Below are 13,910 nucleotides of genomic sequence, written 5' to 3' on the forward strand. Positions count from 1 at the left end.
GTTTTAATAATGGGCAGCATTCTAAATTCAAATTTTTTAAAAAATGCAACAGCGGTAAGTGGCTTTGATATGATTATAGGTGTTATGGTTGCATTTCTAATAGGGTTGTTTATTTTTGTGGTTTACAAAAAGACCTTTTCAGGTGTAATGTTTTCTGCTAATTTTGGTCTGTCCTTGATAGGTATGTCTATGATAACATCAGCCGTTATCTTAGCAGTTTCAAGCAATGTTGTTCTTTCGCTTGGTATGGTAGGTGCACTTTCTATTGTCAGATTCAGAACTGCAGTTAAAGACCCGCTTGACATAGTATTTTTGTTCTGGTCCATAACAGCAGGTATCATTGTAGGTGCAGGAATGATTCCTTTAGCTGTAGTAACAAGTTTGTTAATGGGTATAGTTATGACTGTGTTTGTAAACAAGAAAAGCAGAAAGACACCTTATATATTAGTTATTAATTGCGAAAACTCTGATGTTGAGGATGATGTAATGAATATTATTGAAGCTAAAACAGATAAGTCTATAATTAAAGGAAAAACTGTTTCAAAAGTTGGTATGGAGCTTACGGTTGAGGTTTTGTTAAAGGATGGTTATAGTAAATTTGTTAATGATGTAATTAATATTAATGGCGTTACAAATGCAGTTTTGGTAAGCTATAATGGTGAATATATGGGTTAAGCTAAATGAATATAAAATCAAAGAAACTGTCCTATTGCTGGGGAGTTTCTTTGATTTTGAGGAGTTTTCGAAACAAATCAATTACTCCTTGTTTTTCCCGTGTTTATAATCCCCAGGTTCCTTATCAAAGCTTATATTCTGGCCATCAGATGTACATACAATAGTCCCGCTCTCATCAGTTCTGTAAAGTTGAATACCTTTTGACTTCAACAGTTTCATTGTTTTTTTACTTGGATGGTCTTTGCTATCATTTTTCTCACAGCTTAAAGCTGCATATTTTGGGTTAACCTTGTTTAAGAATTCTTCTGAGGTTGCAGTATCACTCCCGTGATGACCAATCTTTAGAACATCCGCAGATAAATCATACCCTTTGCCTATCATTTCAGTTTCCGACAAAAACTGTGCATCACCTGAAAACAAAAACGAAGTATTCTTATAGATCATTTTTAATACAATGGAGTAGTTATTTTCATCTTCGTATTTTTTGCTGTTTGGCGCCATAATAAGGCATTTAGCATCGCCAAAATCAAATGATGAACCCGAAACAGGCGCAGTAATACTAAGTCCTTTTTGATTTATGGCTTTAACCATGCTTTCAAATTTCTTATCATTGCTTGTCACACTTGGCATATAAATCATCCCAATTTTGAAGCTTTTTATAACCTTTGCAGCATTTCCAATATGATCATTATGCTGATGTGTTAAAATTAGATAATCTATTTTTTTTATACCCTGAGAACTTAGGTATTCCATAAATTCATCTTCTTTTTCTTTTAAACCTGTATCGATGAGCATAGTTTTGCTTCCGGTTTGTACAAGTATGCTGTCTCCTTGCCCGACATCAATAAAATGTACCTTTAAACCGTCTACTAATAATTCATTTGGATTACTGCATGAAGTGAAGGTTATACAAGATACCAAAGCAATTAAAAACAATTTTTTTAATCTGACAAACATGTTAATATACCTCACTGGCTTTAATTAATACTACTTACAATAGACTATTTTATCATTTAATATATGAAGTTTCTATGAGATTTTTAACATTCTTTGATATAGAACTGAAAATTGCCTATATGAAAAATTATCGTGCATTTTTTGCGTTTTCTGAGTAGAAAGAGTCCTGCTGATTGCTTTGTAAAAAAATAAACAAAAAATTACAGCATTTTTTGAAATATTTTTATGGAATTGGAAGCGAATATAGAGTAAAATTATAATTTGTAGGTGTTTAGATATAATTTTGCAATTATTTGATTTGAAATATAAAATAATGCAAAAAAGTTTTTTAAATAAATAATCATATGGAGGTTAATCATGAATTTAAAAAAAGTAATTACCTTTGCATTAAGTGCGTCATTAGTTTTTAGCCTTAGTGCATGCAACAAGAGCGTAAAATTATCCAACGGCAAGAACTCGACAGATATTGTAGGGACAGTAGGTGATGAGAAGATTACTGCCACTGAATTTAAATTTTACGCAACTATGGAGATAAACCAGAAGGAAAGCCAAGCAGGCATAGCTGACAAAAGTAAGGATGAAAAGAAAAAGTATTGGGAAACAAAAGAAGGAGATGTAGACAGAAAGCAAACTGTTATAGACAATACTCTTAACAACCTGACGGAGCTAAAAGTTTTGTTAATGAGTGCTAAAAAAGATAATGTTAAGTTGGAACAAACAGATTTTGATGATGCAAATAAAATGATAGATCAATTTGTTCAAAATGAAGCAAAAGGTGATAAAAATGAAGCAGAAAAGGTAATGATGGAAAAGTATGGTGTTTCCATTGATCAATATAAGTTAATGTATCAGGATTATATGCTTGCATATAATAAGTATGCTTCCAGCCAACCAGCCAAAATTGAAATCAATGACAGTGATGTAAAAAGTGAGTTTGAAAAGAATAAGGAACAATACAATAAGGTAACAGTAAAGCATGTACTTGTGCTAACTAATGACAGTACAACCAATGAACCTCTTCCTGAAGATAAAGTTGCCGAAAAGAAGAAACTTGCAGATGATATTCTTAAAAAGGCACAAGCAGGAGAAGATTTTGAAGCGTTAGTAAAACAATACTCAGAAGATCCTGGTTCAAAAGACAAGGGTGGAGAGTATACTTTCCCTAAGGGAGAAATGGTAAAGGAGTTTGAAGATTGGGCATTTAATGCAAAAGAAGGAGATATGGGTGTTGTACAAACTACTTATGGATTTCATGTTATGAAATTCATAAAACGTGAAGATGCTTCTTTTGACGCTGAAAAAGATAAGCTTAAGTCAAGTTTGCAAAATGCACAATATCAGAAAAAACTTGATGAACTGAAGAAAGCAAACCCAGTGGTTAAGGATCAGAAGGTTATTGACTCATTGGATTTGTTCTAGATTTTTGCAAAAAGACCTGGTGCTTTAATTAGAGTAAAGCCTGCGAAGTCACATGAATGTGATTTCGCAGGTTTTTTAATGCCTAACTTTGGGTGCAGGACGTGTTTGTGAATTTTATAAAAACATTATTTACTTCCATTAGCTGTTGATATATTATGAATTATGTAAGTAAATAATGAGGGATGAAAGGGGAACATATGGACGAGAGATTTAGTTATAATACGTATTTGGTTCGCAGGAAGATTTTAAAACTTGTTGGTGGAGCTTTTCACTTTTATGACCCAATGGGGAATGTTGTTTTATATGCAAACATGAAAGCGTTTAAACTAAAAGAGGATATCACAATTTACAGCGGTGAGGATATGCAGGAAGCCATGCTAAGTATAAAAGCCCGCAATATCGTAGATTTTTCTGCCACATATGATGTATTTGATGCTCAATCTAATGAAAAGATTGGAGGATTGAGGAGAAAAGGTCTCAAGTCCATACTTAAAGATGAGTGGTTGGTTTTAGACGAATCAGATAACCAAATAGGTGTTATTAAAGAGGATAGTACTGCACTTGCCCTTGTAAGAAGGTTTCTGACAACCCTTATACCTCAAACATATAGTTGTGTTATAAATAATAGGGAAGTCTGCGAATATAAGCAAAACTTTAATCCATTTGTTGTAAAGGTAAATGTAGATTTTTCTATGGACAGAGAACAAATTTATGATAGACGTTTAGGGCTTGCTGCTGGCTTGCTCTTGTGTGCAATTGAAGGAAAACAAAGTTAGTAAGAGTAAATAAGTCTAGAGCACAAAGTTATAGCTGATGTGATATTTCATCATTTCTAAATAGTAATAAATAGAGCTGGAGAAATTCAGCTCTATTTTTATATATGCCCTTTATGCAGGAAGGTCAGTTATAAAAAGGCAGCCTAAATCGCTCTTTATTTGTGCTTTTCAATGAATGTTATATGTGCTATACTAAGATTCGCAAAAAGGTTTATAAATTAAAACAGGCCTTTTCCAGCATATATAAGCATTTTTGAAAGGGGTAACAAAATGAATAATAATGTCAAATATTTGACCAGAACGGCTATGCTATTGGCACTGACTATAGTTTTTCAATTCCTTGGAAGGCTTTTTCCTCTAGGCGGTAATAGTAACTTTATAGTTGGACCGCTGGTTAATGCATGTCTTATCATTTCAGCGAGTTTGGTTGGAATTTACGCAGGAGCTGTAATATCAATTCTTTCGCCATTTGGGGCTATACTGACCGGGGCATTATTACCTTTACCGTTGGCTCTGTTTGTAGCATTAGGAAACTTTTCGCTTGTACTTATATTCTATATTTTTAGAAAGAAAGAGATTATAGGGATTATTTCGGGTGCAATTGTTAAATTTGCAATTATTTATGGTTCCTTGCTATATGTAATCCCATTTTTTAAATTGTTGCCTGCAACTCAAGCTCTAAAACTTGCTAGTGCTAATTTTGGGTGGCTGCAGCTTGTTACAGCATTAGTGGGTGGAATTATAGCAATTCCTATTATTAGAAGGCTCGAAAAGCATATTTAACTTTATTGGTAAAAGGCTTTACACGTTATGCTTATTTGATATAATGGATACATAGTTAAAAAAGTAACGAGGTTTGATTATGGAAAAGGAAAACAAGGTTGCTGTTATAGGCATAGTTGTTAATAACCGTGAGGAAACATCCAGAAAAGTGAATGATGTCTTAAGTGCTTTCGGGTCGATTATTGTTGGAAGGATGGGTATCCCTTACAAGGAAAAGGGAATTTCGGTGATCTCCATAATTGTAGACGGCACTAATGATGAAATTGGTGCATTGGCAGGAAAGCTTGGAAATATTAACGGAATTAAAGCAAAAGTTGCTTTAACATATTAATTAGGTGGTATTAATAATATAACTTAATAGTGAGTATCTGAGATACCGGGTGTATACCTAATATCAAGGAGAACAAAACGGCTGGGGACATGAAATTTCTACTGTTTTAAAAAGGCTTGTTGTGATACAGGCTGAGTAGTATTTTCGCAGATTCCCATAATTGCCTGACGAGATGGATTATGTCTTATCGAAGGGGGAATGGATATGAATTATTTATTTGTGAACTCTTCTTGACTTTATTATAGTCTCGAAGAGTTTTTTAGTGTAGTCGAATTTAGAGTACTTAAATATTAACAGGGGGTCAAACTATGAGCAATTTTATAGATGAAGGTAAAATATTTTCAATTTTGGACGCATCGGTAAATCCGGAAAAAATGCAGGTTAGGGAAATTATCAGTAAGGCAAGAGAATGCAAAGGTCTTACATTGGAAGAGACAGGAAAGCTGCTATTTGTAGAAGACAAAGAGCTGCTTGAGGAAATATATGATGCAGCAAAATATATAAAAAATAAGGTCTATGGTAAAAGGGTTGTATTATTTGCACCGTTATACACCGGTAATGAATGTGTCAATAACTGCCTTTATTGCGGATTCAGGAAAGACAACAAAGAATTACATAGAAAAACTTTAGGTCTTGAGGATATTGTAAATGAAGCGAAAGCGATAGAAAAACAAGGGCACAAGAGACTTCTTTTGATATGTGGTGAGCATCCTAAGAAGACAGACGTAAAACATTTTACCAGAGCAATGGAGGCTATATATAAGTCAACCGATATTAGAAGAATAAATATCGAGGCAGCACCAATGACGGTTGAGGACTATAGAGAACTAAAGGAAGCTGGAATAGGTACTTATGTTATATTCCAGGAGACCTACAACAGAGAAACTTATAGGAAGATGCATCCGGTGGGGTTAAAAGCTGATTATGACTGGAGGATAACCGCTATAGACAGAGCGTTTGAAGCCGGTATTGATGATGTTGGAGTTGGTGCACTTTTAGGCTTATACGACTACAGATTTGAAGTTTTGGGTCTTTTAATGCACTGCATGCACTTTGAGGAGCGTTTCGGAGTCGGTCCGCATACTATTTCAGTTCCCAGGCTGCGTCCTGCACTTGGCTGGGGCTTGGGGGAAATACCTCACGTAGTTAACGATGAACAATTTAGAAAGATTGTTGCAATCTACAGGCTGTCGGTGCCATATACGGGAATGATTCTTTCTACAAGAGAAAGAGCTGAGTTTAGAGATGAGCTTCTAAGTCTTGGTATTTCACAGATCAGTGCAGGTTCAAAGACAAACCCGGGCGGTTATGCAGAAGATGATGACAAAGCAGATCAATTTGAAATTAGTGATAACAGAAGTCTTCCAAATATGCTTGAGACCATTTGTGACAAGGGATATATTCCAAGCTTCTGTACAGCGTGTTATAGGAGATGCCGTACAGGAGAACACTTTATGGAATATGCCAAACAGGGAGAAATACATGAGTTTTGTCAGCCTAATGCTATACTGACTTTCAAGGAAAACCTCATAGATTTTGGAAACCCTGTGTTTCGTGAAAAAGGTGAATCAATAATAGCGAATGCTTTGGATGAAATAGATAATGAACAAATGAGAATCGAAACTTTAAAGAAATTAAAAGAGATAGAAGAAGGCAAAAGGGATTTGTACTTTTAAAACAGTTCGGCTGCAAGATAGAGGAGAACTTAGAAAATATTAAAATTCCGGCTGAAAGGGAGTGTTTTTTTTGGATGCAAAATCATATTTGATCATGGCACAAAATTCGTCAGAAATGCTCATGATAAACAAACTTTTAAATAAGAACAACATAAACACAGACTTAGTGCCTGCGCCTCCAGAGTGGGGAACAGTTTGCGCAATTGCGGTCAAGATTAGCGATTCGGATCTGGAAAAATCAAAAAATCTGCTCGAATTGGCCGGTATTCATACTGCAGCAATTCTTGAGGATCGCAAGCTAAAACTTCAAGGGCTAATTGATAGAAAACTTGGATTGATAGTATCAGAGCAGTTTATTGGAATACTTAAAAAAATTGAAAACGGAGATGAACTCCATAAAGAAGATATTGTCTACCTTTTGGCGACCGATAAAAAAAGGGAGATTGACACAATATTTGCAACCGCAGATAGAATCAGAAAAGAGACTGTTGGTGATGTTGTAGAAATCAGGGGAGCTATAGAGTTTTCAAATTACTGCAGAAAAAATTGCAAGTACTGTGGTATTGGCGGGAAAAATTCTGAAGTGAAAAGATACAGAATGACTGAAGATGAGATCATGGATGTTGTTTTATATCTTAAAAGTATAGGTTTACGGACTGTAATACTTCAATCAGGAGAAGACCTGTACTGGAGTTCGGACAAAATTGTCAGCATTATTAAGCGAATCAAGGAAACGACTGGCATGAGGATAACCTTAAGCGTTGGTGAGAAGACCTTTGAGGAATATGAGGAATTCAAAAAAGCTGGTGCAGAGAACTTCCTGTTAAAAATTGAGACGACAAACAGAGATATCTTTAAGGAAATCCATCCAGATGATGACTTTGACGAAAGGCTTCAGTGTTCAAAATGGCTGAAGGAACTGGGCTATATCAATGGGTCGGGAAATATTATCGGCCTGCCAGGTCAGACTATTCAGGATATTGCGGGGGATATTTTATTCTTTAGGGATATGGGTATAAATATGATAGGTATAGGTCCTTTTATTCCTGCAAAGGGGTCACCTTATGAAAATTATCCTCACGGTGATATTGCACTTACGTTAAGGACGGTAGCGGTTACAAGAATTGTCTGCAAGAAAGTATACATACCTTCCACAACAGCACTTGCATCACTTAGCAAAGATGCTCAAGTGTGGGCATTGAATGCCGGTGCAAATACTATAATGCTTATAAATACACCTTTAGAATACAGGTCCAGCTATAATATTTACGATAATAAGAACATGGTAGATCTGGAGGCAGCTGTTTATGCAGTTGAGAAGGCAGCAAACAGGAAGCTGCCATCATATTTAAAAGTTCCAGGGTTGGATTCAGATGCAAAGCTTAAAGGGGGATTTTCATGAGAATTGAGCATGACCTTTTGGGAGATAGAAAAGTAGATGATGAATGCTATTATGGGATTCATACAGTAAGAGCTTTAGAAAATTTCAACCTGTCAAGCCGGACAATTCATTCGGAACTCATAGAAGCTCTGGTGACAGTAAAAAAAGCTTGTGCTATTACAAATATGGAAATTGGTATTTTGGACGAAAGAATTGGCAATGCAATAATTCAGGCTTGTGATGAAATACTTTCAGGCGCACTGAGAAATCAGTTTGTAGTGGATGCAATGCAGGGAGGGGCTGGAACCTCAGCTAACATGAACGCCAATGAAGTTATTGCAAACAGGGCTATAGAGCTTCTAGGAGGCAAAAGGGGCGATTATGAACTGGTACATCCATTGGATCATGTAAATATGTCTCAGTCAACTAACGATGTATTTCCAACTGCTGTTAGGATTGCTGCAATTAGGCTGTTAAAGCCTGTAAGTGAACTTTTTGCAAGCCTGCAGACAACTCTTCAGGAAAAAGAGGAAGAATTCAGTACGGTTCTAAAGGTCGGAAGAACTCAGCTTCAGGATGCTGTACCAGTGATGCTCGGACAGGAGTTTGGAGCCTGGGCCCAGGCGATAGCAAGAGACAGGTGGAGGCTTTATAAAGCTGAGGAAAGATTAAGACAGGTAAATTTAGGCGGTACTGCAGCAGGAACGGGCCTTAATGCCCACAAAAAGTATATTTTTATGGTGGTGGAGAAACTTAGGGAACTTACGGGAATTGGTCTGGCAAGAGCAGAATATATGATGGACCCTACACAGAATGCTGATGTATTTGTTGAGGTTTCCGGGCTCTTAAAAACTTCTGCAGTTAATCTTTCAAAGATAGCGAATGATTTGAGACTTCTAGCCTCGGGACCTAGGGCTGGAATTGGTGAAATAATACTTCCTGCGGTTCAGGCAGGTTCATCCATAATGCCGGGTAAAATTAATCCGGTTATACCTGAAGCAATTAATCAGATTGCCTTTAAGGTTATTGGAAATGATACTGTAATATCACTTGCAGCACAATCTGGCCAGCTTGAATTGAATCCTTTCCTTCCTGTGATAGCGGATAACCTGTTTGAAATACTGGATTTGCTGAGAAATGGGTTAAATACTTTTATAAACAATTGCATTAAAGGAATCAGAGCAGATGAGAAGAGATGCAGAGAATTGGTGGAAAATAGTTTTACACTTGTGACTGCACTTACATCATATATCGGATATGATAAGGCATCTTACATCTCAAAAAAATGTCTTGCAACCGGCAAAACATTGAGAGAGTTGGTTATTGAAGAGGTGATATTGGATAAAGAGTCTCTAAATTTGATACTCAATCCGATTGATATGACAAAGCCTGGCATACCAGGGAAAAAATCATAAGGAATGTTTTGTGTATCTTGTACAAAGGGTAAATAAAGAGTGTTTTTAAAAAATACTTAAGCGATGGAAATTGGGAAAGGTGGTACTTGAAATGAATAATACTCCTGTTGGAAACAGGCTTCATATAGCCATATTTGGAAGACGTAATGCCGGTAAGTCAACTTTGATTAATGCTCTCACAGGGCAGGACATAGCAGTGGTTTCAAATGTTCCGGGAACTACTACTGACCCTGTTTACAAGACAATGGAGCTTTTACCTTTGGGTCCTGTCGTTATAATAGACACTGCAGGAATTGATGATGTTGGCGATTTAGGAAACTTACGAATGGAAAAAACATATGATGTTTTAAGGAAGACTAATTTTGCTATATTTGTTGTGGATGCAGATGAGGGCATAACTGAATTTGACATAAAGTTTATAGAAGAAATTAAAAGTAGGGAAGTAGCTGTTGTTGCAGTATTGAATAAAAGCGATAAAATAAAAACAGAACAGACTAAAATTGATGAGTATAGAAAGAAACTTGGTATACCTATCTGTGAAATAAGTGCTAAAAGTAAGTCGGGAATTGACGAACTAAAGCAGTTGATTGCCAAACATGCAAAGTTTGATGAGTCAAATCTGACTATTGTAGGAGATCTCATAAATCCGGGGGATATTGTTGTCCTTGTAACTCCTATAGACAAGGCGGCTCCTAAAGGACGTTTAATTCTTCCACAGCAGCAAACGATAAGAGATATAATTGAAAACGATGCAATAGTTGTAGTTACAAAGGAATTTGAACTGAAAGAAACTTTTGAAAGCCTTAACAAAAAGCCAGCTCTTGTCATCACTGATTCACAGGCTTTCTTAAAAGTCTCAGCTGATACTCCGGAAGACGTAAGACTCACTTCATTTTCAATACTTTTTGCAAGGTATAAAGGAGAACTCATTGAGATGGTGAAAGGTCTTAAAAGGATCGAGGAACTGAAACCCGGCAACAGAGTTTTGATTGTAGAAGGGTGTACCCATCACAGGCAGGCGGATGATATAGGAAAGGTCAAGATACCACGTTGGATCAGGCAGATGTCCGGAGCTGAAATTGAATTTGAATGGGCATCCGGAACGTATTTCCCAAAGGATATAGAGAAATTTGATCTTATTGTCCATTGTGGCGGCTGTATGCTCAACAGACTGGAGATGCAGTACAGAATAAATCTTTCACGACAAAATAATGTTGCTATCACAAATTATGGAATGCTGATTGCAGCTGTGCAAGGAATCTTGAAGCGTGCATTAAAACCTTTTCCATCTGCATATATGCTGTTGGAAGATTGAATCGGGAATTTAGAAGTAATATTTAAAAAACGCCTTTAGTAAAGGGGAATTTATATGATATATCTTGATAATGCTGCTACGTCCTATCCAAAACCTGAAAAGGTTTATGACGAAATGTTAAGGTGTATGAAGGAGTATTGTGCAAATCCGGGGCGCGGAGGACATGATTTGTCTATCAAATCTGGCAGGGCAGTTATGGAGGCAAGGGAAGCAATAGCGGAGTTTTTTAATATAAAAGACCCTATGAGGCTTGTGTTTACCAAAAATGCCACTGAAGCATTGAATATTGCCATCAAGGGAGTACTAAAAAAGGGTGATCATGTAATTACAACAAGTATGGAGCATAATTCAGTAATAAGACCTTTAAAGACACTTGAGAGAGACATGGGTATTGAACTTACAATAGTAAGCGGAAATGAATTTGGTGAGGTAGACGTAGAAGAGTTCAGGAACAATATCAAGAGCAATACAAGGATGATTGTTTGTACTTTGTCATCAAATGTAAATGGAATAATTATGCCTATAAAAGATATTGGCGAGTTGACAAGAGAAAAAGGAATTATTTTTTTAGTTGATGCTTCTCAGGGGGTTGGAGCTTTAGAGGTTGATGTGGAATACATGAAAATAGATTTAATGGCATTCCCAGGTCATAAAGCACTTCTTGGTCCGCAGGGAACAGGCGGATTGTATGTTGCAAATGGAATTGAAATAGACTCAATTTTACAGGGTGGGACAGGAAGCAGCTCCGAAAATATGTTTCAGCCGGAAATATTGCCGGATGCTTTAGAAAGCGGCACATTAAATACGCCAGGCATAGTCGGACTAAGCCAGGGAATAGGGTTTATAAATTCTTTTGGACTTTTAAATATTAAGAATTTTAAAAATTTGTTGATAAATCAAATATATGATGGACTTTCTAATATAAATGGGGTTATAATATATAGTAAAAAAGAGCCAAGCAAGAATTCAGGTATTATTGCCTTCAATTTTAAGGAAATTGATTCCACTGAAGTAAGTTATGTACTTGACAAAGGTTATGGTATTGCATCAAGAGCTGGCCTTCACTGTGCTCCTCTTGCCCATCAGACTATGGGTACAATTAAAGGTGGGATTGTAAGACTTAGTGTAGGTTGTTTTAATACTCAAGATGAGATTAATATGCTTCTAAATGCTTTGCAGGAAATATCCGACAGTATGAAGTATGTAACAAATATTAATTGACATAAAATGACAGTCAGTTGAGTCCTGCTCCAGGAAATTATATGTTGGAAATTGTATAGCTTGTATGCTATAATATAATATGATATAGAAAATAATAAAATAGAATATAAAATATAGAACAGCAAGCATATCTATATTATATAAGATTCATTTTTATATGGAATATACAAATACAGGTGGTTGAGTATCAATTACCTGAATGTGTTGTGTATAACAGGTTATTTTATTTGTTTTGCGAGTACAATGTTAAAAAGATATGGGGTTTGAGGGGGATTATTTGATGCTATTAGATCTGTTTATGAGTAAGACTTCGATGGTTTGTATTGACGTAGGTTATAGAAACATAAAAGTAGTAGAAGTTTCAGTCAAGAAGAATAACTCTATATTTATAGAAAACTATGGTATAGTGTCAACACCGCAAAATAGTATAAAAAACGGTGCAATATATGATGTTGAGCAGGTTCTTACATCTATTAAAGCACTTGTTAAAGAGCAGAATATGAAAGCGAAGAACGCTAAAATAATAATGTCAGGTACAAACATTATTACTCGTATCTATTTAATTGACAAGGTGGCAGGTGAGAATGAGGATTTCACTATAAAAAATTCCATGCCGCAATTTCTGCCTGTTGATATAGAAAACTACAGAGTTGACTATAAAATCCTTCAAACAATTAAAGAGAGGGAAACTGAGAAGTACAAGGTTTTCGTAACTGCAGTGCCAAGAAACATTCTTCAAAGTTATGTTGATGTCTTGCAGGGACTGGATTTAAAGCCTCTTGCAGTTGATATTCCAGCCAACAGTACAGCTAAGTTTTTTAACAGAGAAATTTACACTAAGGATATGGAGAATTTTTACGCAAAGAGAAAGTTTAATAAAGTTGAAAGCGATACTTATGCTGTTCTTGACTTCGGATCTGAAACCACAATTGTTAACTTTTTGAAGGACAGGGTTCTTGAATTTAACAAAGTTATTCTGTCTGGAAGTTCAAATATGGATGACCACATATCAAAGGAATTGGGAATAAGCTTGGTTGAAGCAGAAAAGATTAAGAAGCAATATGGAATGGTGGTACCAAACAATCTTTCAAAGAGAGATCATGTGGTAGCTTATGGAAAGATAAGTGCTTTTATTGAAAGGCTTGCAAAGCAAATTGTTAAATGTTTTGAGTTTTATATTGACAGATGCTATGGTACTCCGATATCAAAGATATTTATTATAGGCGGTGGTTCGCAGTTAAATGGCCTTAGCCAATATTTGTTCCAACTTTTTAATGTACCAGTATATCCTGTTGGACTTCTTAACTTAAAAGGAGTCGAGCTAAAGAAAACGCTTGATAAAGATAAGCTGAATTATCTTATAAACTCAGTTGGAATTTCACTATAATGAAATAAGAAAGTTACTATTCTATTGCCTTAGAGTCAAAAGTTGATTTGGTTCAATTAAATTATTATAGTAGTTAAAATACCCTAGTGTAAAATACTGGGGTATTTATGTATCATCTTGAATATATTTATAATATAATAAAAAATATTTAATTTTTTCAGACATAAATTGAGTTTTAAAGTATTTTATATTAAAATAGTGAATGAGGTGGTTTTAATGGATCAGGGTTTGATTAAAAAAATAATAACAATAATACTTGTAATTGTTTTGTTTGTAATTGTATTTAGATTTGTGAAATGGCTGGCGTATACGCTGTTACCAGTTGCGGTATTAATTTGCGCTGCATATATTGTGTATAAGGTAGTTAAAAATAAATAATTATCTTAAGGAATTGATCATATTTAATTTTACGATATTTGCATTGTCAAAGTAAGAAACAGGAGGTATTTCCTCCTGTTCTTTAATGCCTAAGAAAGTGTATTTCTTTCTGGCATCAAAAAAGTCTACCAAAAGACTTTTTGCTGCAGAGGAATACCCTATCTATAAATCAGCGAAGCTGACTTTTTTAATGCCT

13 protein-coding genes are annotated in these 13,910 nt (G+C 35.4%); 12 read left to right on the top strand and 1 reads right to left on the bottom strand.

Translation table 11 applies throughout. From position 1 onward, the window contains the following. Window positions 1–9 precede the first annotated feature (9 nt). On the top strand, window positions 10–675 hold the full coding sequence (locus ACECE_RS0217895; RefSeq protein ID WP_010249734.1) for a DUF4956 domain-containing protein: 666 nt from the start codon (window positions 10–12) through the stop codon (window positions 673–675). A gap of 81 nt (window positions 676–756) precedes the next feature. Here the strand turns inward: ACECE_RS0217895 and ACECE_RS0217900 are convergent, their stop codons facing one another. After that, the gene (locus tag ACECE_RS0217900) at window positions 757–1,632 is read right to left on the bottom strand and encodes a ComEC/Rec2 family competence protein (protein WP_010249735.1); all 876 of its coding nucleotides are present in this window, start codon (window positions 1,630–1,632) and stop codon (window positions 757–759) included. A gap of 357 nt (window positions 1,633–1,989) precedes the next feature. Between ACECE_RS0217900 and ACECE_RS0217905 the strand changes: the two genes are divergently transcribed. The 11 genes from ACECE_RS0217905 to ACECE_RS31250 all read left to right on the top strand — a co-directional run bounded on the left by ACECE_RS0217905 (window position 1,990) and on the right by ACECE_RS31250 (window position 13,714). Continuing rightward, window positions 1,990–3,051, top strand: coding sequence for a peptidylprolyl isomerase (locus ACECE_RS0217905; RefSeq protein WP_010249736.1), 1,062 nt, complete (start codon window positions 1,990–1,992; stop codon window positions 3,049–3,051). Between the two features lie 197 nt (window positions 3,052–3,248). Next, window positions 3,249–3,827, top strand: coding sequence for an LURP-one-related/scramblase family protein (locus tag ACECE_RS0217910; protein ID WP_117385876.1), 579 nt, complete (start codon window positions 3,249–3,251; stop codon window positions 3,825–3,827). 270 nt (window positions 3,828–4,097) lie between these two features. Then, window positions 4,098–4,610, top strand: a complete 513-nt coding sequence (locus ACECE_RS0217915; protein WP_010249738.1) for an ECF transporter S component — start codon at window positions 4,098–4,100, stop codon at window positions 4,608–4,610. A 79-nt stretch (window positions 4,611–4,689) separates the two neighbouring features. Continuing rightward, window positions 4,690–4,941: a TM1266 family iron-only hydrogenase system putative regulator gene (locus tag ACECE_RS0217920; protein WP_010249739.1), complete on the top strand. Its 252-nt coding sequence runs from the start codon at window positions 4,690–4,692 to the stop codon at window positions 4,939–4,941. 308 nt (window positions 4,942–5,249) lie between these two features. After that, complete coding sequence (gene hydG / locus ACECE_RS0217925) at window positions 5,250–6,617, top strand: [FeFe] hydrogenase H-cluster radical SAM maturase HydG (protein WP_010249740.1); 1,368 nt, start codon at window positions 5,250–5,252, stop codon at window positions 6,615–6,617. A gap of 61 nt (window positions 6,618–6,678) precedes the next feature. Beyond that, window positions 6,679–8,019 (top strand): [FeFe] hydrogenase H-cluster radical SAM maturase HydE, encoded by a 1,341-nt coding sequence (gene hydE / locus ACECE_RS0217930; RefSeq protein ID WP_235715971.1) that lies wholly within the window; start codon window positions 6,679–6,681, stop codon window positions 8,017–8,019. After that, window positions 8,016–9,413, top strand: a complete 1,398-nt coding sequence (locus ACECE_RS0217935) for an aspartate ammonia-lyase (RefSeq protein WP_010249743.1) — start codon at window positions 8,016–8,018, stop codon at window positions 9,411–9,413. The genes hydE and ACECE_RS0217935 overlap by 4 nt, the downstream gene beginning before the upstream one ends. A 91-nt stretch (window positions 9,414–9,504) precedes the next feature. Further along, window positions 9,505–10,728 (top strand): [FeFe] hydrogenase H-cluster maturation GTPase HydF, encoded by a 1,224-nt coding sequence (gene hydF / locus ACECE_RS0217940; protein ID WP_010249747.1) that lies wholly within the window; start codon window positions 9,505–9,507, stop codon window positions 10,726–10,728. A 54-nt stretch (window positions 10,729–10,782) separates the two neighbouring features. Then, a complete protein-coding gene (locus ACECE_RS0217945) occupies window positions 10,783–11,949 on the top strand; it encodes an aminotransferase class V-fold PLP-dependent enzyme (protein ID WP_010249749.1) in 1,167 nt (388 codons plus the stop codon). A gap of 280 nt (window positions 11,950–12,229) precedes the next feature. Further along, window positions 12,230–13,336, top strand: coding sequence for a pilus assembly protein PilM (gene pilM / locus ACECE_RS0217950; protein ID WP_010249751.1), 1,107 nt, complete (start codon window positions 12,230–12,232; stop codon window positions 13,334–13,336). Between the two features lie 216 nt (window positions 13,337–13,552). Then, a complete protein-coding gene (locus ACECE_RS31250) occupies window positions 13,553–13,714 on the top strand; it encodes a hypothetical protein (protein ID WP_162862578.1) in 162 nt (53 codons plus the stop codon). The last annotated feature ends 196 nt before the right edge of the window (window positions 13,715–13,910 follow it).

Source organism: Acetivibrio cellulolyticus CD2, from assembly GCF_000179595.2.
In the GTDB taxonomy this organism is placed as follows: domain Bacteria; phylum Bacillota; class Clostridia; order Acetivibrionales; family Acetivibrionaceae; genus Acetivibrio; species Acetivibrio cellulolyticus.